The following is a 16,470-nucleotide window of genomic DNA, read 5'->3' as shown; positions in this document are numbered from 1 at the left end:
GACGCGGTGTTTCCTCATGTCGGCTCTGTGGCGGAGAAGTGTGGGTTCTCGATCAGTCCGAGCAGGGTTCCGTCCGGGGTGGTGAGGGTGGTGGTGCGGATCCCGCCGCCGTGGTCGGTCAGGGGGGCATGGGTGGTCGCTCCGGTCCGCATCAAGGTGGCCGCTGCCTGCTCGACGTCCTCGACGCCCCAGTAGACGACCGGGCCCGTGCCGCTTTCGGTGTGGCCGTGGGGGTCCAGCGCCAGCTCGTAGCCGCCGACGTTGAAGCCCGCGTAGTAAGGCTCGTCGAAGTAGGGAGCGATGCCCAGAACCGTCGACCACCAGCGCTTGGCGGTGTCCAGGTCGCGGACGGGGTAGACGACCGTGCGGAGTCCAAGAAACATGATCGGGACACTAGGCGCCGGTGGTGACGGTTCAGGGGCCGTGCGCGTACGGACCGTCAGCCCGAGCAGTCGCCCTTTTCCAGGAGCCGGCCGCCGATGACCTTGTTGTCGCAGGCAATGGTGTTGCCGCCGACCGTGTCGTTGATTTCGACGCCGTCGGCGCCGGACAGGTCGATGGTGTTGCCGCGGAAGACGTTTCCGGTGCCCCCGCCCTTGATGATCTGTTCGGACGGGTAAGTGAAACCTTTCTGTCATTTCTGAAATGGCCTGTCGATCAGGAGCCGGGCAGGCCGATCACCACCGGGCCGAGCCGCCGGCTCGCGGTGGCGGGCCGGCCCGTCACCGGCGCGAAGGACGGCTGCGACGCGCCGACAGGTTCGATCAGGTAGGTGCCACCCGCGCGCGCCGGCACCGTGAACGTCGACGCCGTGGTCGGCGCCAGCACGACCGCGTGCCGGTCGTCGCCCGTCACGACCCGTACCGGTCGGCCGGGCCAGGGACTGCGCACCCGGATCGGCGCGTTCGACCCCGCCTCGATGCCGACGGTCACCGGCACACCGCCGCGGACCTGCACGTCCACCTTGTCGCGATGCTGGATGTAGACGGTGCCGTCGGCGTCCCACGACACGGGCCAGGCGGGCGCGACGCGCAACGTGCCGTCGTAGTCCTGCGCCAGCGCGTCCTGCAGGGCGGTGGCGACCACGCCGCCCTGCTCGATGTACGGCTCGGGCTGGCGCACCGTCACGCCGAAGGAGGCCAGGCCGGACGGCCGGTCCTGGAACCGCTCGGTGAGGTCGACCAGCGTCTTGGCCATGTCGTCGGCGAGGCCGAGCCGCGCCGCGTCGATCGGGTCGAAGCTCCAGTCGTTGTCCTCGACGTACGGCCGGCGGGCGAACGTCCGCGCGGCCAGGTCGTGCGAGGGCCCGTCGTCACCGATCAGGCCGTACGGCCAGACCGGCTCCAGGCCGATGTTCTCCACGTTGTGCGTGGCCGCCGACTGCTGCCACGACATGCCGATCACGTCCTGACCGGCGGCGTCGGCGGACGGCGGTAGCTGCTGGGTGCGCGTGGCCTGGTCGGTGCGCGGGTAGGGCATCAGCTTCGCGACCGCGGCGTCGAGCCGGGCCGCCAGGTCGGCGTCGCGGTGCAGCAGACGCGACGCCTGGGCGATGGCCGGGAACACCGCCCGCATCGCGGCGATGTCCGTCGTCGGGTCGGTGACGTCCCACTGCGTCTCATGCGCGTTGGACGGGCCGGTGTGCAGCCTGCCGTCCTCGCCCACGGTGGCGTACGAGAGCATGAATCGCGCCCAGGCCCTCATCACCGGGTAGTTCTTCCGCAGGAACGCCAGGTCGTCGGTCTGCAGGTACTGCTGCCAGGCGAACAGCGAGACCTCGCCGCCCGTCGTGAGCGTCCGGGTGTTGTAGTTCGCCGGGCCCTGCCCGCTGCAGTCGAGGAACGGCCGGGCGCCCCAGCCCGCCCCGTCGTTGTGCGTCTGGTAGCCGATGCCGTTGAACCGCATCGTCTCCGGGACGCAGGCGCCGGCCTTGCCGGGGAACCGGCTCGCCGTCCAGTCCTCGATCGTCGCCAGGTCGTCACGGTACATGGCGAAGTAGCCGTCGTTGTCGCCGTACGTTCCGGCGCCCAGTGACGCGGTGACGAGCATGCGCAGGTTCCAGCCCCAGTACGCGGACGGGTCCCAGGTGTGCGTGTCCTGCGTGGAGTCGAACAGGTCGGCCACTCCGGCCTGCGAACCGGGCCGTACGTCCCCGCGCTCCGCGGCGTCCGCGTACAGGTTGATCAGCCGCAGGTTCTCCAGGTACTGGGCGGTCCCGTCCGCGGACGACAGGCGCATCAGCCCGGCCCGCCGCCAGTACCCGTGCCACCAGGCGAGGTGCGCCGCGCGCAGCGTCGCCGCGGGAGGACCGGCGGCGCCGGCGAGCCGGCCGCGTACGGCGGCGAGGGCGTCGCCGCCGGTCCAGTGCGGAGAGTCCACCACGACGCGGTACGAGCCGTCCGGGCGCGGCCGGAAGCCCACCTCGACGGTCCGCGTGTCGACGACGCGGGCGTCCACGTCGCGACCGCCCGCGGTCACCGCGGCGAGGGACCCGAAGGTCCTTCCGGTGGAACCGGGCCGCCCGCTGTCGGTCCAGGTCTGCGCCAGTGCGCCCACACCGCCCGCGGCCTGCGCGTCCGGGGTGCGCGGCGCCCACAGCGCGAGCCGGGCCGTCTGCGCGGCCGCCGGGTCCGCGCCGGTCACGTCGACGACCAGCTGGTCGGTGCCGGCGCGGACGTACGCGGTGGCCGTCATGCCGCCGCCGGATTCGACCAGCGTCCCGTCGTAGAGGTTCAGCCGGCCGCGGAAGTCGGCCGCGCCGGTGAGCTTCGCCAGGCCCGGGATCAGGACCTGGCCGGGAGAGAGCCGGTCGGGCAGCGTGTCGGCGCGGTTGAGCTGGGCGGTGAAGCCGTCCGCCGCCCACGCGGCGACGCCGAGCGTGCCGTTGCCGAGCGGCATCGCCTGCTTGGGGTCGGTGTTCGGCCGGCCCAGGACGACGTCGGAGCGGCTCACCACGCCGGGCACGTCCACGTGGAACGAGCCGTGCGCCCAGGCGGTCGTCGTCGTGCTGTCGGCGGCCGCCGGCGCCATCGGAAGGACGATCGCGCCGGCCGCGACAAGGGCTAGCAGACGCATGTCACTGCCCCACCGGGTAGGGGAACCGCGCGGTGAGGCCGATCTGGTCGTAGCGCATCTTCGAGGTGTCGAAACCGTCCCGCCAGCTGTCGTTGGCGAACTCGTTGCACTCCGCCGCCGACGGCCCGTGGTACTGGTCGCCCTGGACGTTCGTCACCTGGATGTTGGAGAAGTTGAATCCGCAGCCGCCGAAGTCCATGTGCACGCCGCGCGGCGGGGCGTCCACCATGGACGGGTCGGCCCGTACGTCGTCGATCGTCACCTGGTCCACGGAGCTGTTCGTGGTGTGCGGATCGAAGTTCTGCACGCCGTACGCGTAGATGGCGCCGGTGTCGCCGCTGTCCTCGCCGACGTGCGCGATCTTCAGGTAGGACAGCGCGTTGCCCTGGGCGTAGTCGTCGGCGTTGGCGGCGGTCGTGACCGCGCGCATGCTCACCGCGTACCGGGCGCTGTGCTGCATGACGCTGTGGCTGACCACGTTCGACCCGCTGTCGAGCAGCTCGACCGCCGAGGCGTCGCCCGGCACCAGCTCGCCGTAGTAGTCGAAGTAGTCATCGGTGATCACGTTGTGGTTGGCGATATCGCCCTCGCCCGGGTACGGACCCTCGATCTTGACGCCGTCGCCGCCGATGTGGGCGAAGTAGCCGTCGGAGATCGTGTCGTGGTCGGCGCGCCCGGTCAGGTAGACGCCCTCCCACCCGGTGTTGGTGACGTGCAGGGCGTGCAGGTCGACGCCGGTCGTGTGGGTCAGCGTGATCGCGCCGAAGCGGTTACGGGGCAGTTCGATCTGCCGGTCGTAGTCCTGGTACTTGTGCGCGGTGCCGGAGTCGCCGGCGGAGTTCCACGCGAAGCGGTACCAGTCGACGAAGTCCGAGTACTCGAACGCCAGCCCGTCGAAGGTCAGGTCGTGCGCGGGCGCACTGGCCGAGCTGCCCGTGACCGACACGATCGTCTGGACGGTCGGGGCCCAGACCGTGGTGTCGATCTTCCCGTCGCGAGGCCAGTAGTACAGCCAGCCGGTGGCCGAGTCGTAGTAGTACTCGCCCGCCTGGTCGAGGAAGTCCAGCGAGTTCTGGATGAAGTAGCGCGAGCCCGGGTCGTCGGTCTGAATGGAGTACCGCGTCGGGTACAGCAGCGTGGCGAGATTCTTGTTCCACGACATGTTCTTGATCGGATCGGTGTCGGTGAACCAGCTCCACTTCCCGCCCGACCAGGTCACCACCTGGGCGTCGTGCAGGTCCCAGTTCTGGTCCCAGACCCCGGGCTTGAAGGTGAGCCAGGTCTGGCTGTTGCGCCGTTCCGGGTCGAGCGTGGCGCGCAGGTAGGGCGCCCACGTCTCGTCGGTGCCGCGGTTGGGGTAGCGCGCGGTGGTCGCGCGCCGGTCGCCCTCGTACAGCGTGTGGATGGGGTGCCCGGTGCCGATCTGCGTCCGGAAGATCTTGTCCTTGTACGGCTGCCAGCCGGTGACCGGCTTGGCGCCCAGCAGGCGCGCCTTCCCGGGACCGTCGGAGCTGCGGTAGACGACGCGGTGCCCGTTGCTGCCGGAATCGGCGCCGGTGAACGCGATCGTCTGGTCGACGGGGTAGTCACCGGCGCGAAGGTTGACGTCGATGTCGCAGTGCATGTGGCGGTTCAGGCCGTGGCCGGCGATGTGGTCGCGGGCGTGCTGGACGGTGCGCCACGGGCTGCGGGCGGTGCCGCCGGCGGAGTCGGCACCGTCCGGTGAGACGTAGAACTCGGTGGGGTGACACGGCGCGGTCTGGGCGGCGGCACCCGAGGCGGCCGCGGGGGCGGCGGCGAGCGACCCGAGCGCGGCGACGGCGACCAGCGCGAGGCGGTGCTTGAGGGAAACCATGCAGGAGACTCCTCCGGCGGCGAAGGATAAACGCTAATCGATTGGATTCGATCGATTAGCCGGACCGTAACGAGCGGAGGGCGCTCGGTCAATATCCCGCGATGTGCCGGTTTCAGCCTTAATGCCCCGATGCCGGTGCCCGGCTAGGCGCCGCCCGGCCGGGAACCGCGCTCCGCGAGCGCGTCGTCGACCGCCTGGCCGAGTTCGGTCCGCAGGTGGGCGCAGTCGCGGACTGGATCCGCCGTCGGGCAGGTCAGCAGGTGTTCGAGGAGCTCCTGGCGGCCTGGAGGTCATCGATCCGGCTCTTGATCGCCTCGATTGAGAATGTTGCGCTCAAGTCGGCTTGAGCGTGCACGGTTGACGCCGATCACCGTGAAACAGCCTGCGCACGCTCGAGGTGTTCCGCTCGGTGGGGCTGATGTCCGCGCTGGAGCAGGTCGGCTGGGAGGGCGGCCTGCCGATGCGGACGGTGTTCAAGGACCGGGCGCTCGGTGTCACCCTGAACCGAGGTGGGCTGCCGGCGCGATACTCCAGACCTGCAGCCCGGTGAATCCCCGTCTCGTCCTGACGCATGACCAGGTGCAGCGCCTCGCGCTTGATGAGCTGCGACGCCGTGGTGGTCACGTGCGGTTCGGCGTACGGCTGGCCGACCTCGTCCCCGAGGCCGATCACGTGCGGGCTCAGGTCATCGATGTCGCCACGGGCGAGGAACGGCGGGTCAGGGCGTCCTACGTCGTCGGCGCGGACGGGGCGAGCAGCGACGTGCGGGCGGCCGTCGGTGTCACCATGCCCGGCCGTGAGGTCATCGGGCACCTCAGTACCGCGTTCTTCCGTGCCGATCTCGGACCCGTCCTGCGGGAGTGGGGAACGCACATGTGCTTCGTGCGCAACGACGCGGTGTACGGGCGGACTCGGCATGAACACCGGCATCCAGGACGGCCACAACCTCGCCTGGAAGATCGCCGCCGTTCTCGACGGATCGTTCACCCCGGCGCTGCTGGACACGTACGAGACCGCGCGCCGCCGCCCAGGCGTCCCTGGCCCTCTCACGGGGAACGCACCAGGGCTACCAGTCGCTGGACGGAGACCCGAACGCTCTGTACGACAAGATCGCCGTCGACTACCGGTTCCCGCACCGGTGGGTGCCCTCCGCCGGAGCCGGCAGGATCTCCACTGTGGACCTGGCCGGCTCACGCTGGACCCTGTTCACCGGCCCGGGCGACCGCCGGTGGCGAGCCGACCCGACGGCTTCGTGGCCTGGCGAGGAGCGACGGAGGAGTCCCTGCGGGAAGCGCTCCGCGACCTGGGCCGCGGACTCAGGTGATCAGGCCGTGTGACTTGCCGGCCGCGTGGTCGCGGACCGCCGCTTCGGCGCGCTCCGCGTCTCCGGAGGCCAGGACGATGACCAGACGGGCGTGCCACTCGGGCAGTTCGTCCAGGTCACCCTTGTAGAACGGGTCGCCCACGACCTGCAGGAGGTTCAGGCTGGGTTCGAGCACGCCCCACAGGCGCTGTACGAGCGTGTCGCCGCCGAGCGCGCACAGCCGGCGATGGAAGGCCAGGTCGGCCTGGCGCAGCTTGGACTGGCTGCCCGACCGCGCCGCGGCCCTCATGCGCTCCACCTCCTCGGTGAGCGCCTGCTCGGCCTCTGGCGTCCAGGCGGTGGCGAGCTCACGAGCGGCGATCCCTTCGAGCACGACCCGGATCTCCCGCGCCCGCGCGGCGTCCTCGGCCGAGATCTCCGCCACGTAGCTGCCCCGGCGCTGAACGTGGCTGACGAGCCCCTCGTGCGCCAGGCGGCGGATCGCGTCGCGTACGGGCGCCTGGCTGATGCCGTATCGGCGCGCCAGGTCCGACTCGACCAAGCGGGTGTTGGGCCCGAGGCTGCCGTCGATGATCGCCTGACGCAGGCGGTCGTAGACCTGGTCGGAGAGCAAACCGGTCCGCAGCGGAGCGACATCGGTCACGCTGTTGCCGCCTTCCTTCGCGACGACCTGACCCAAGAGCGGGTGCATCCCATGGCGCAGTCTAGCCGGGCACATCGACTATCGATCGAGCCGCCGGGACGCCCGCGTCAGTCGTTCGCCAACTCTCCGGTGGCGCCCTGCCCGGCCTCGATCGTGCGGTTCAGGAAGTCGGCGAGCAGGTCCAGCTCCTCATCGGTGTAATCGGCGCAGATCTGGTCCATGGAGGTGTTCATCCCCGAATACAGCTCGAACAGCTCGGGGTTTCGGGTGAGCAGGGGGTGTACGGCGACGGCACGGCGGTCGAGGGCGTCCGGATCGCGCCGGCGGGCGACCCAGCCGCCGCGTTCGAGCCGGTCGAGGACGCCGGTCATGGTGGCCGGGTGCAGGCCGGCGCGGCGGGCGAGGGCGCTGGGGCTGAGCGGGCCGTGCCGGTTGACGAGATCGAGGCAGTAAAGGTCGATGTCCTTCAGGCCGGCGTGCGTGCCGACCTGGTGGTTGAGCAGGGACATCTGGATGCTGAGCTCACGTAGAGACTCTTTGATCGTGACGACCCCTCGCCGCCGACGCCGCGCCCGGTTCGCATCCTCATCAGGCGTCATGGACGTCATGCGGGTCCGCCTCCCGTCCCGGATGTGATATGTCCCGGATATTGTATGAGAGGCAGACCGGTCATCGACTCACGAACGCCGGCCGGACCGCGACAAGGACCTGTCGAGCGGCTGGTCCAGCAGGTGGCGGCGCAGGAACGCCACCTCGGCGTCGACGGCCTGTTCGTGCGCTGCCAGGAACGGGGCGTAGTGTCCGCCCGGCAGGCGGACCAGTTCCCCGTGCGGCGCCCGTTCCGCCGCCCGGGCCCCGGTCTCGAAGAGGACGGACTGATCCTGCTCGCAGGCGACGACGAGGATCGGACACGCTACGCGGGACGCGCGGCGGCCCGGGCGGTACATCGTGATCCTGAGCCCGGCACGGGCCGCGACCGCCTGCTGCCAGTCCCGGTGACGGTTCCCCGGGTTCAGCGCCCGGTCGCCGTCGCGGCTGTCCGGAGTGGTGAGCATCGCGACCGTACCCGGTTCGCCGTCGAGGGGCACCAGCAGGGGTGATCGCCCGATCAGGGCACCGGCGGCGTCCAGCAGGCCTCTGACGGTGAAGCGGAGCATCGCCGCCGGTCGCTGGTGACGCGCCGCCGCTCTCGCGGCCGCGAGGCCGTCGGCGAGCGGGGTCTGCGCGATCGCCGCGGCCAGCCGCGGGTTCTGTTCGGCGACCGGGAACATGTGGCCGCCCGCCAGGGAGAAGCCCCACGCCGCGAGCCGGTCCGCGTCGACGCCCTCCAGCGTGGCGGCGAACGCGATGGCGGCGCGCCAGTCGGCCAGTTGCTCGCCGATGCGGACGACCTGCCGGGGCCGGCCGCCGCTCTCCCCGAAACGTCGATGGTCGAAGGCGAGCACGTGAAAGCCGGCGTCCTGGAATCGTGCCGCGAACAGGTCGGTTCCCGGTTCCTTGGTCACGGCGGTACCGCCGGCCATTATCAGACAGGCGTTGTTCGTGCCCGGATAATGCCAGGCGGCGCACTCGTGCTCACCGCTGAGGAACCGAACCTTCTTCCGCTCCGTCATCGTGCGCCTCCCCGCTGGTCGGCGATGCCGATGATCTTGTTGATCGTCGAGGGCTGGTCGATGACCGCGAGCATGTGGTGGGCGACGTTGGCGCGTGAGACGCGCGTACCGCCGCGGATGTTGCGCCCGTACGCCGTCCGGTAGTCGCCGGTCAGAGGCCCGTCGGTCAACTGTGGTGGTCGTGAGATGGTCCAGTCGAGGCCGCTCTCGCGAACGAGGTCCTCCATCACCGCCAGGTCGGCGAAGTGCGCGCCGAGCATGGCGTGGGCGAACCGGCTGCCCAGATGCCGCATGAAGAACCCGTCGCCCGGGTCGTGCTTCGGCGGGTTCGGGCGGCCGGGCGATGGCACGGTGCCGACCGGCGCGGCGCTCACCACGACGAGTCGCCGTACACCGGCGGTCCGCATCGCGGTGAGGATGGCCTTCGTGCCCCGCGAGGTGATCCCCGCCTCGGTCCTCGGCTTGCGCGGCCCGAGCCCGGAGAGGACGGCGTCACTTTTGGCGACGGCGGACGCGAGCACCGCCGGGTCCGCCGCGGTGAGGTCGGCGGCGACGAGGCGAGCCTCTCCGGCCAGGCTCCGCGGGTCGCGTGCGACCGCGGTGACCTCATGGCCCGCGGCGACGGCCTGTTCGAAGATCTGCCGCCCGATACCACCGGTCGCCGCGAAGATCGTCAGCTTCATTGCTCGTGGCCTCCCTCCGGCCGTCCGACATCGACGGCCGCACACTGTTTCTCTAATGGAGACTATATGAGATTCATATTATCTTCACCGCATACGACATGACGCTGGTCACATCCATGGCGTCGACGCGCCCGGGAGGGCAGGCTTCAGCTGATCGAGACGCCCGCAGGGTCTCTGTGGCTCAGGCGCGGAGGAACGCGGGGCCGCGCTGGCGGAGGACGTCGAAGAGCATGTTCTGGATCGTCTCGCGCACCTGGTCGGTCAGGTTGAAGACCGTCATGTGGTCGTCCGCCTGCGCCGGGTCGTACCGGTCCGTGCGGATCGGCTCGCCGAAGGCGATCATCCACTTCGAGGGCAGCGGCACCAGGCCGAGCAGCCCGAACAGCGGCCAGGTCGGCGTCACCGGGAAGTACGGGAACCCGAGCAGCCGGGCCAGCGGCTTCAGGTCGGCGATCTTGGGATAGATCTCCTCGGCCCCGACGATCGCGCACGGGATGATCGGCACCTGGGCGCGCAGTGCGGTGGCCACGAACCCGCCCCGGCCGAACCGCTGGAGCCGGTAGCGCTCGCTGAACGGCTTGCCGACGCCCTTGAAGCCCTCGGGGAAGACCCCGACGAGCTGGTCCTGGGCCAGCAGCCGCGACGCGTCGGCCTGGCACGCGAGCGTGTGCCCGCTCTTGCGCGCGAGGTGGGCGAGCACCGGGACCTGGTAGACGAGGTCGGCGCCGAGCAGCCGCAGGTTGCGGTGGGCCGGGTGGTCGTCGTGCAGGCCGACCTGGAGCATGACGCCGTCGATCGGCAGCGTGCCGGAGTGGTTGCCGACGACCAGCGCGGGGCCGGTGTCGGGCACGTGTTCCATGCCGAACATCTCGACCCGGAACCAGCGCTCGTACAGGGGGCGCAGGAGCGGCAGCAGCACGTTCTCGTTGAGTTCGGGGTCGAAGCCGAACTCGTCGATCTCGTACTCGCCGGTCAGCCGCCGCCGTACGAACTGCAGAGCCGAAGCGACCTTGTGGTCCAAACCCCTCGGTTCGCGGACGAGGTGCTCTGCGGCGTCGGTGTTGAGCGGAATTACCTGCGCTTCTGGCCGCATCGCGGGTCTCGCCTCCTCCACGGGGTCGTGACTCACCTCTTGCCCCCTACGGCTCCCGCCAACCGGTCGAGGAGCCCCGCGGGCAGACCATGACCGAGACCTTGCGAATCCGCGAAATCGGTAAAGGCTTCTTCCGAACTGTATTTCGGCCGCCAGGCGAGCTCCCCCGCCAGGCGTTCGGTGTCGAGCACCCGGCCGTACGTCAGCCAGCGCAGCAGCTCCGGCGAGAAGCCCTTCAGCCCGCCGAACCGGCGCCCGACGTCGCCCAGCGTCTGCAGCGCGGGCGCCGGGAGCGGCAGGGCCGGCCGGCCGGCGCGGCGCAGCGCCTGCGAGAGCAGGACGACGCCGTCGCCGGCCACGTTGTACGTGCCGGGGTGGTCCTCGGTCGCCATGCGCCGCAGCACCTCCACGCCGTCGTCCTCGTGGACGAACTGCAGGCGCGGGTCGAACCCGAGCACCGTCGCCACCACCGGCATGCGGAAGTAGCGGCTCAGCGGGTTGTCGACGTGCGGCCCGAGGAAGTTGGCGAAGCGCAGCACGGACACGGTCAGGTCGGAGCGGCGCCGGGCGAGCCCCCGGACGTACCCCTCGACCTCGACCGCGTCCTTCGCGTAGCCGGACGCGGGCGGCCGCACCGGCTCGTCGGTCTCGGAGAAGACCGCCGGGTCGTGCCCGGACGAGCCGTACACCGCCGCGGACGAACGGACCACGACCTTGCGCATCGCCGGAGACCGCTGGCAGGCCGCCAGGAGCTGCATCGTGCCGATGACGTTCTGCTCTTTGGACTTCAACCGCCCCGCGGCGGCCATCGTCACCAGGTGGAGATGCACGACCGTGTCGACCTCGGCCGCGTTAATGATCTTGGCGATGCTCGGCGTGCGGATGTCGATGCGGACGAACTCCGTGCGCCCGAGCGGCAGTGTGGGCGCGACGGTATCCACGCCGATGACCCGTTCGATGCTGGGATCGGCCTGGAGCGTGTCCGCGACTCGTGCGCCGAGAAAGCGGGACACGCCGGTGACCAGAACCACCCGGGTGGTACCCGAGGTACGTGATCCGCTCGCCGAGGGACGCATGGATGACACAGTGCCCCCCAGCTGTTTCGACTACCTCAACGAGAAGTCACTTCTTGTTACGGCGCTGGACCCGCGTCTTCTTCAGCAGCTTGCGGTGCTTCTTCTTGGCCATGCGCTTACGACGCTTCTTGATGACAGAGCCCACGAAACCCTCACTCGATGGTCGGCAGGAGACAGGCGATCAGCACCCTTGGCGGGCACAGCCCGAAGCCCAAGGGTACCGCCGCCAGTACGCCCGTCGTCCGCGGGCTCGGCGACCCCCGACACGGTCGGGGGTCAGCCCGCCTCGATGTAAGCGTCTCGCAGATAGTCGTGGACAGCCTGCTCCGGTACGCGGAACGAACGTCCCACGCGAATTGCCGGTAGTTCTCCTGAGTGAACAAGGCGGTATACGGTCATCTTGGACACCCGCATCACCGCAGCCACCTCGGCCACAGTCAGGAACCTGACCTCGCTCAGAGGTCGCTCGCCTGAGCTCATCGGACGCCCTCTTCCACACGCCGCGCGTCAGACCTTTGCGGTGACTTTGATCACGGCCGTGTACTTTCTCCAGCGTAAATCGTGAATCTGTAGTCGCAAGAGGGGAGTTCAACCAATCAGGCTCGAACGCGCCAAAAGATACATCGTGAGCGGCGTGTAGTAGTGCGGCGGCACGTTGTCGTCCAGAGGCACCACTACCCCGATCTTGCCCTCTGCCTCCCCCGCGAACAGCGCCGGATCGTTGCAGTCCGCGAAACCGACCGTCGGTACGCCCGCCTGCCCGGCCGCGCCCGCCCAGCCGTGGTCCGCTATGACCAGATCCGGCCATAGTGTCGCGTTTGCTGTTAGTTCTTCCAGTATCGCTCGCATCGGATGTGGGTCGTGTGTATGGTGCAGCGCCCCGCCGCCCGAGAGCACCGCGACCCCGTCCACATAACGGATGTGGCGCCTCTCGGGACCCCGTGACGTGTCCGCCTCGTACGACCAGCCGGCCGCCGGAGTGATCACCTGGCAGCCGCGCGCCGCCAGCTCGCGCGCCAGCGCGAGATACACCGGCAGCAGACCGGACGGATGCCCGGTGGCGAGCAGGACGGTGTCCTCGCGAGCGGCCGCCTCGCCGATCCGCTCCCCCATCGCCTCCAGCGCGTCGATGGTCAGGTCCGGGTCGATCGTGTCGTCACCGTAAAAGTGCGATGTATCGGGATCTATCCCGCATTTTTTTACCATCAGCGCGAAGACGTCCTCGAACGTCCATTCGCGAGTGAACTCCAGTCCGAACTGGTAGTACGGCCGTCCCGCCGCCATCCGCCGGTAGTGCAGAAGATTGTTCTGCCGCGGCGTGGCCACGTCGCCGGCGATCAGTGTGCGCACCAGGTGCTCGCGCAGCTCCGTACGAGTCGGGACCGCGGCCGGATCCGGGACCGTCATTGCATCGGGTCCAGGCCGTGCTCCGGGAACACCGCCCTCCGCGTCGCCATCACCGCCCGGTCCACCGGATGCGCCGGATCGTAGCCGCCCGCCCACGTCCACACCTCCACGTCCTCGCCGTCGGTCATGCGTTCCGGAGCCCGTGCCCCGGTGCGGTCGCGCACGTAGTTCTGCCAGGTCGGCGGGGTGATCGTCGCCGGGTCGATGGGCCGTTCGGCCGCCTCGGCGAGCAGGTGGGTCCACGCCCGCGGCACCACCTGGACCAGGGCGTATCCGCCGCCGCCGACGAGGACCCAGCGGCCGCCGGCGGTCTCGTGGGCCAGCCGGTGCAGCGCGCGGTACGCGGCGCGCTGCCCGTCGACGCTCAGCCGCAGGTGCGCCAGGGGATCCAGGTCGTGGCTGTCGCATCCCTGCTGGGTCACCAGCACCTGCGGCGCGAACTCCCGCAGCAGCGGCGGGACGACACCGTCGAACGCCCGGAGCCAGAGCCGGTCGTCGGTGCCGGCCGGCAGCGCCACGTTGACCGCGGTGCCCTCGGCGCCGGTGTCCTGCGGCAGGCCGGTGCCGGGGAACAGGGTCTGCGGCGACTCGTGCAGGCTGATCGTCAGCACCCGCGGGTCGTCGTAGAACGCGGCCTGGACGCCGTCGCCGTGGTGGACGTCGACGTCGACGTAGGCGACCTTCGTGGCGCCCTGCTCCAGCAGCCAGGCGATCGCGATGGCCGGGTCGTTGTAGACGCAGAAACCGGACGCCGCGCCGTGCATCGCGTGGTGCAGGCCGCCGGCGATGTTGGCGGCGTGCGTCGCCGTGCCCTCCCAGACGGCGCGCGCGGCCGCCACGGTCGCCCCGGCGACCAGCGCGGACGCGTCGTGCATGCCGGAGAAGACCGGGTTGTCGGTGAGCCCGAGGCCACGGGCGGGGTCGGGCCGCTCGGCGCGTACGGCGTCGATGTAGGCGGGATCGTGGACGAGCCGCAGCAGGTCGTCGTCGGCGGGCTCGAACCCCTCGACGGTGACCCCGGGCGCGTCCAGGACGCCGAACTCACGGGCCAAGGCCATGGTCAGCTCGACGCGTAGCGGATTCATCGGATGTTCGGCGCCGAAGTCGTACGAGGTGAGACGCTCGTCCCAGAAGATCCGCAGGGACGGCTCGTACGAGGGCCCGCTCCGTTCGTCCATGTTGGTCACGGTACCGGTAGGCTCCGCGGCCATGGGCCTGGAGATGCGCGCCACCTGCGAACGCTGCGACGAGCCGCTCTACGCCAACGGGCTGGCCTACATCTGCAGCTACGAGTGCACGTTCTGCGCGGCGTGCACCCGCGCGATGGCGCACACCTGTCCTGACTGCGGCGGCGAACTGGCCCGCCGCCCCACGCGCGTCTGACCCTCGCGCCCTGGCGGCGGAACCGCTCACTCGGCATCGGGCAACAGCAGGTGTCCCGACCGAGAGCCGACCGAGAGCCAGAGGTCAGTGAGAATGAGCGAGAGCGGCCCGACCGCGACCGAGGCGGACGACGCCTCCTTGATCGCGCGGTCCCGCCACGAACCCGAGGTGTTCGCCGAGGTCTTCCGACGGTACGCGCCTCAGATCAAGCGGTACGTCACCCGCCGGCTGGGGCCGGACACGGCCGAGGACGTCGTCGCCGACACGTTCCTGCTGGCGTTCCGGCAGCGTGACCGCTACGACCTGTCCCAGCCGAACGCCCGTCCGTGGCTGTACGGCATCGCCACCAACCGGATCGGACGGCACCGCCGCGGCGAGGTGCGGCTGCTGCGCGCCCTCGCCCGTACGGGCGCCGACCCGGTCACCGAGTCGTTCACCGACCGCAGCGACGAACGGGTCAGCGCCACGGCGGTACGCCGCCGCCTTGCCGACGCGCTCGCGAAGCTGCCCGCCGGCCACCGCGACGCGTTGCTGCTGGTGGCCTGGGCCGGCTTCGGCTACGCGGAGGCGGCGCAGGCCCTGGGCGTGCCGATCGGAACGGTGCGCTCGCGCCTGAGCCGTGCCCGGACGAAGCTGCGCGAGGAACTCGGCGGGGCCGACCCCACATCGATCGGAGAGGAAGCGCTTCATGGATGAGATGGCCCAGTTGAACCTGCTGCGCGCCGAGGTCCCCGAGCCGGACCTGCCGGGCCTGCGCGCCGAGGAGGAGCGCCTCATGGCCGCCATCGCCGAGCCCACCGGGTCCGGCCCGGCCCGCCGTACGTCCCGGCGCCGTGTCTTCGTACGGGTCGGCGTCGCCGGTGGCCTGGCCGCCGCGGCGGTCGCCGCCGCGGTCGCGGTGAGCCTGGACTCGGGCCCACGGCCGGCTCTGCCCGCCCCGCCGCCGTCGGCCGTGGCACCCGTGGCCGTCGTCCGGACCCTGGACCACGCCGCGGAGGCGGCGCTACGCCGGCCGGAGCCGCACCCGCGGCCGGGCCAGTTCCTGGTCGTCCGGTCGCGGTCCCTGGAAGAGGTGGACTCCGACTCCGCCCGCTACCTCAGCGACACGCGTCGTACGGTCTGGCTGCCGGTGGCCGGGGACGCGACGGGCGGCGTCATCGAGGAGCAGGTGCTGGCCCCGAAGGCCTACCCCGGATGGCCGATCCCGCCCGAGGCGCGGACCGAACAGGGCGCGCACGGTCCCGACCGGCTCGCCGACTTCGACGGACGCGCGGAGTACCTCCGCAACGACTACGCCTACCTGAGCCGCCTGCCGACGGACACCGCCGGGATGCGACGGCATCTCTACGTCGGGGCGAAGAGGGGCGCCGAGGGCGACCGTGATGCGTGGCAGCGAGTGGGCGGCATGCTCACCGAGGCGTACCTGCCGGCGGCGCAGCGGGCCGCGCTGTTCCGCGCGGCCGCGACGATCCCCGGGGCCGAGGCGGTCGCGTCGGCGCAGGACGCCGCCGGGCGGGCGGGCGTCGCCGTCGCCATGACCGACCCCGAGGCGGGCACGCGCCAGGAGTACATCTTCGACCGCCACACCCACCTCTACCTGGGCGCGCGCACCGTGATCGTGGATCCGGCGAAGGCCCGGGGCACGAAGGGCGGCGTCACGGAGTCCACCGCCCAGCTGAGCGTGCGGGTCTCCGACACGGCCCCGCGGATCAAGAAGAACTGAAAGTCAGAGCCGGGCCGGGCGTGCTCCGGCCCGGCTCTTCACACCGGCTCTTCACACCGGCGGGTCGGTGCGGAGGATGCTGTACGTCACCCCGTCGCGCCACGCGCCGTCCCGCCAGCCGCAGCCCCGCATCACGCCCTCGCGGGTGAAGCCGGCCCGTTCGAGCGCCTTCTGCTCGGCGACGTTGTCCACCTCCGTGTCGGCCTCGATCCGGTGGACGGTCGTGTGGGCGAACAGGTAGCGGGCCAGCAGGCGGTGCGCCTCCGTGCCGTACCCCTTGCCCCGGGCGCCGGGCAGCATGGCGATGCCCATGGTGAAGCAGAACGACGCCGGAGTCGGCTGCCGCCGGTTCCACGCGACGAACCCCAGGCGTTCCTCTCCTCGCCGCACCATGAGGACGCCGCCGTCCTCGCCGAGCATGCCGTTGTCGGTCCACCGGCGGCGGTAGCGGCTCGCGTCGCGCCAGCCGAACCAGGCGAACTCCCCGGTGGAGTCCGGATCGCCGGTCAGCCGCTCCAGGATCGTCAAATCCTCCTCGGTCACCGGGCGCAGTACGAGCGATTGTTCGTCCATGCCTGAGCAACGCGGGACGGCG

General features: G+C 70.8%; 18 protein-coding genes and 1 pseudogene. 5 read left to right on the top strand and 14 right to left on the bottom strand.

Annotation, left to right across the window (positions count from 1 at the left end; all coding sequences use genetic code 11):
* Positions 1-14: 14 nt before the first annotated feature.
* The 3 genes from ACQEV1_RS07030 to ACQEV1_RS07020 all read right to left on the bottom strand — a co-directional run bounded on the left by ACQEV1_RS07030 (position 15) and on the right by ACQEV1_RS07020 (position 4,930).
* Complete coding sequence (locus tag ACQEV1_RS07030) at positions 15-383, bottom strand: VOC family protein (RefSeq protein ID WP_433392431.1); 369 nt, start codon at positions 381-383, stop codon at positions 15-17.
* Positions 384-657: 274 nt separating this feature from the next.
* Entirely contained in the window at positions 658-3,075 is a 2,418-nt protein-coding gene (locus tag ACQEV1_RS07025; RefSeq protein WP_433392429.1) for a glycosyl hydrolase family 95 catalytic domain-containing protein, read from the bottom strand.
* 1 nt (position 3,076) lies between these two features.
* The gene (locus ACQEV1_RS07020) at positions 3,077-4,930 is read right to left on the bottom strand and encodes a hypothetical protein (RefSeq protein WP_433392427.1); all 1,854 of its coding nucleotides are present in this window, start codon (positions 4,928-4,930) and stop codon (positions 3,077-3,079) included.
* Between the two features lie 324 nt (positions 4,931-5,254).
* On the opposite strand from ACQEV1_RS07020, the pseudogene ACQEV1_RS07015 reads away from it, so the two are divergent.
* Together ACQEV1_RS07015 and ACQEV1_RS07010 are read left to right on the top strand one after the other, a co-directional pair.
* A pseudogene (locus ACQEV1_RS07015) lies at positions 5,255-5,767 on the top strand (FAD-dependent monooxygenase); the annotation flags it as partial.
* Positions 5,768-5,846: 79 nt separating this feature from the next.
* Positions 5,847-6,254 carry an FAD-dependent monooxygenase gene (locus ACQEV1_RS07010; protein ID WP_433392425.1) on the top strand — a complete coding sequence of 136 codons (408 nt, stop codon included), beginning with the start codon at positions 5,847-5,849 and terminating at the stop codon, positions 6,252-6,254.
* Here ACQEV1_RS07010 and ACQEV1_RS07005 read toward each other — a convergent pair.
* The 10 genes from ACQEV1_RS07005 to ACQEV1_RS06960 all read right to left on the bottom strand — a co-directional run bounded on the left by ACQEV1_RS07005 (position 6,247) and on the right by ACQEV1_RS06960 (position 13,947).
* The gene (locus ACQEV1_RS07005; RefSeq protein ID WP_285631958.1) at positions 6,247-6,897 is read right to left on the bottom strand and encodes a GntR family transcriptional regulator; all 651 of its coding nucleotides are present in this window, start codon (positions 6,895-6,897) and stop codon (positions 6,247-6,249) included. The genes ACQEV1_RS07010 and ACQEV1_RS07005 overlap by 8 nt on opposite strands.
* 107 nt (positions 6,898-7,004) lie before the next feature.
* On the bottom strand, positions 7,005-7,496 hold the full coding sequence (locus ACQEV1_RS07000) for a MarR family transcriptional regulator (RefSeq protein WP_433392422.1): 492 nt from the start codon (positions 7,494-7,496) through the stop codon (positions 7,005-7,007).
* Positions 7,497-7,574: 78 nt separating this feature from the next.
* Positions 7,575-8,510, bottom strand: a complete 936-nt coding sequence (locus tag ACQEV1_RS06995; RefSeq protein ID WP_285631950.1) for an alpha/beta hydrolase — start codon at positions 8,508-8,510, stop codon at positions 7,575-7,577.
* Positions 8,507-9,193: an NAD(P)-dependent oxidoreductase gene (locus tag ACQEV1_RS06990; protein ID WP_285631946.1), complete on the bottom strand. Its 687-nt coding sequence runs from the start codon at positions 9,191-9,193 to the stop codon at positions 8,507-8,509. The genes ACQEV1_RS06995 and ACQEV1_RS06990 overlap by 4 nt, the downstream gene beginning before the upstream one ends.
* A gap of 181 nt (positions 9,194-9,374) precedes the next feature.
* Entirely contained in the window at positions 9,375-10,286 is a 912-nt protein-coding gene (locus ACQEV1_RS06985) for a lysophospholipid acyltransferase family protein (protein WP_285631943.1), read from the bottom strand.
* 32 nt (positions 10,287-10,318) lie between these two features.
* Positions 10,319-11,362, bottom strand: a complete 1,044-nt coding sequence (locus ACQEV1_RS06980; protein ID WP_285631940.1) for an NAD-dependent epimerase/dehydratase family protein — start codon at positions 11,360-11,362, stop codon at positions 10,319-10,321.
* A 46-nt stretch (positions 11,363-11,408) separates the two neighbouring features.
* Positions 11,409-11,507, bottom strand: coding sequence for a 30S ribosomal protein bS22 (locus ACQEV1_RS06975; RefSeq protein WP_012854759.1), 99 nt, complete (start codon positions 11,505-11,507; stop codon positions 11,409-11,411).
* A gap of 131 nt (positions 11,508-11,638) precedes the next feature.
* Positions 11,639-11,842, bottom strand: a complete 204-nt coding sequence (locus ACQEV1_RS06970) for a helix-turn-helix domain-containing protein (RefSeq protein WP_187233448.1) — start codon at positions 11,840-11,842, stop codon at positions 11,639-11,641.
* Positions 11,843-11,950: 108 nt separating this feature from the next.
* Positions 11,951-12,769 (bottom strand): phosphatase, encoded by an 819-nt coding sequence (locus ACQEV1_RS06965; protein ID WP_433392416.1) that lies wholly within the window; start codon positions 12,767-12,769, stop codon positions 11,951-11,953.
* Positions 12,766-13,947 (bottom strand): acetoin utilization protein AcuC, encoded by a 1,182-nt coding sequence (locus ACQEV1_RS06960; protein WP_433392415.1) that lies wholly within the window; start codon positions 13,945-13,947, stop codon positions 12,766-12,768. The genes ACQEV1_RS06965 and ACQEV1_RS06960 overlap by 4 nt, the downstream gene beginning before the upstream one ends.
* Before the next feature lie 31 nt (positions 13,948-13,978).
* Here ACQEV1_RS06960 and ACQEV1_RS06955 point away from each other — a divergent pair, with 31 nt between their 5' ends.
* From ACQEV1_RS06955 to ACQEV1_RS06945, 3 genes are all read left to right on the top strand, one after another.
* A complete protein-coding gene (locus tag ACQEV1_RS06955; RefSeq protein WP_285631934.1) occupies positions 13,979-14,152 on the top strand; it encodes a DUF1272 domain-containing protein in 174 nt (57 codons plus the stop codon).
* A gap of 93 nt (positions 14,153-14,245) precedes the next feature.
* Positions 14,246-14,848, top strand: coding sequence for an RNA polymerase sigma factor (locus ACQEV1_RS06950; RefSeq protein WP_433392414.1), 603 nt, complete (start codon positions 14,246-14,248; stop codon positions 14,846-14,848).
* A complete protein-coding gene (locus tag ACQEV1_RS06945; protein ID WP_433392412.1) occupies positions 14,841-15,875 on the top strand; it encodes a CU044_5270 family protein in 1,035 nt (344 codons plus the stop codon). The genes ACQEV1_RS06950 and ACQEV1_RS06945 overlap by 8 nt, the downstream gene beginning before the upstream one ends.
* A 51-nt stretch (positions 15,876-15,926) precedes the next feature.
* Here the strand turns inward: ACQEV1_RS06945 and ACQEV1_RS06940 are convergent, their stop codons facing one another.
* Entirely contained in the window at positions 15,927-16,448 is a 522-nt protein-coding gene (locus ACQEV1_RS06940; RefSeq protein ID WP_285631928.1) for a GNAT family N-acetyltransferase, read from the bottom strand.
* Positions 16,449-16,470: the final 22 nt, after the last annotated feature.

Origin of the sequence: Actinoallomurus sp. CA-142502, assembly GCF_050936355.1 — a bacterium.
Taxonomy (GTDB): Bacteria; Actinomycetota; Actinomycetes; order Streptosporangiales; family Streptosporangiaceae; genus Actinoallomurus; species Actinoallomurus iriomotensis.
This window is presented reverse-complemented; position numbering and strand designations above follow the sequence as displayed.

Bases quoted from the DNA above. Each gene is read 5' to 3' on its own strand.
- ACQEV1_RS06960 (WP_433392415.1), bottom strand. From the start codon at position 13,947: ATGGACGAACGGAGCGGGCCCTCGTACGAGCCGTCCCTGCGGATCTTC.
- ACQEV1_RS06955 (WP_285631934.1), top strand. From the start codon at position 13,979: ATGGGCCTGGAGATGCGCGCCACCTGCGAACGCTGCGACGAGCCGCTC.
- ACQEV1_RS07020 (WP_433392427.1), bottom strand. From the start codon at position 4,930: ATGGTTTCCCTCAAGCACCGCCTCGCGCTGGTCGCCGTCGCCGCGCTC.
- ACQEV1_RS07030 (WP_433392431.1), bottom strand. From the start codon at position 383: ATGTTTCTTGGACTCCGCACGGTCGTCTACCCCGTCCGCGACCTGGAC.
- ACQEV1_RS07025 (WP_433392429.1), bottom strand. From the start codon at position 3,075: ATGCGTCTGCTAGCCCTTGTCGCGGCCGGCGCGATCGTCCTTCCGATG.
- ACQEV1_RS06985 (WP_285631943.1), bottom strand. From the start codon at position 10,286: ATGCGGCCAGAAGCGCAGGTAATTCCGCTCAACACCGACGCCGCAGAG.
- ACQEV1_RS06940 (WP_285631928.1), bottom strand. From the start codon at position 16,448: ATGGACGAACAATCGCTCGTACTGCGCCCGGTGACCGAGGAGGATTTG.
- ACQEV1_RS06980 (WP_285631940.1), bottom strand. From the start codon at position 11,362: ATGCGTCCCTCGGCGAGCGGATCACGTACCTCGGGTACCACCCGGGTG.
- ACQEV1_RS07000 (WP_433392422.1), bottom strand. From the start codon at position 7,496: ATGACGCCTGATGAGGATGCGAACCGGGCGCGGCGTCGGCGGCGAGGG.
- ACQEV1_RS06945 (WP_433392412.1), top strand. From the start codon at position 14,841: ATGGATGAGATGGCCCAGTTGAACCTGCTGCGCGCCGAGGTCCCCGAG.
- ACQEV1_RS06990 (WP_285631946.1), bottom strand. From the start codon at position 9,193: ATGAAGCTGACGATCTTCGCGGCGACCGGTGGTATCGGGCGGCAGATC.
- ACQEV1_RS06950 (WP_433392414.1), top strand. From the start codon at position 14,246: ATGAGCGAGAGCGGCCCGACCGCGACCGAGGCGGACGACGCCTCCTTG.
- ACQEV1_RS06965 (WP_433392416.1), bottom strand. From the start codon at position 12,769: ATGACGGTCCCGGATCCGGCCGCGGTCCCGACTCGTACGGAGCTGCGC.
- ACQEV1_RS06970 (WP_187233448.1), bottom strand. From the start codon at position 11,842: ATGAGCTCAGGCGAGCGACCTCTGAGCGAGGTCAGGTTCCTGACTGTG.
- ACQEV1_RS07010 (WP_433392425.1), top strand. From the start codon at position 5,847: ATGAACACCGGCATCCAGGACGGCCACAACCTCGCCTGGAAGATCGCC.
- ACQEV1_RS06995 (WP_285631950.1), bottom strand. From the start codon at position 8,510: ATGACGGAGCGGAAGAAGGTTCGGTTCCTCAGCGGTGAGCACGAGTGC.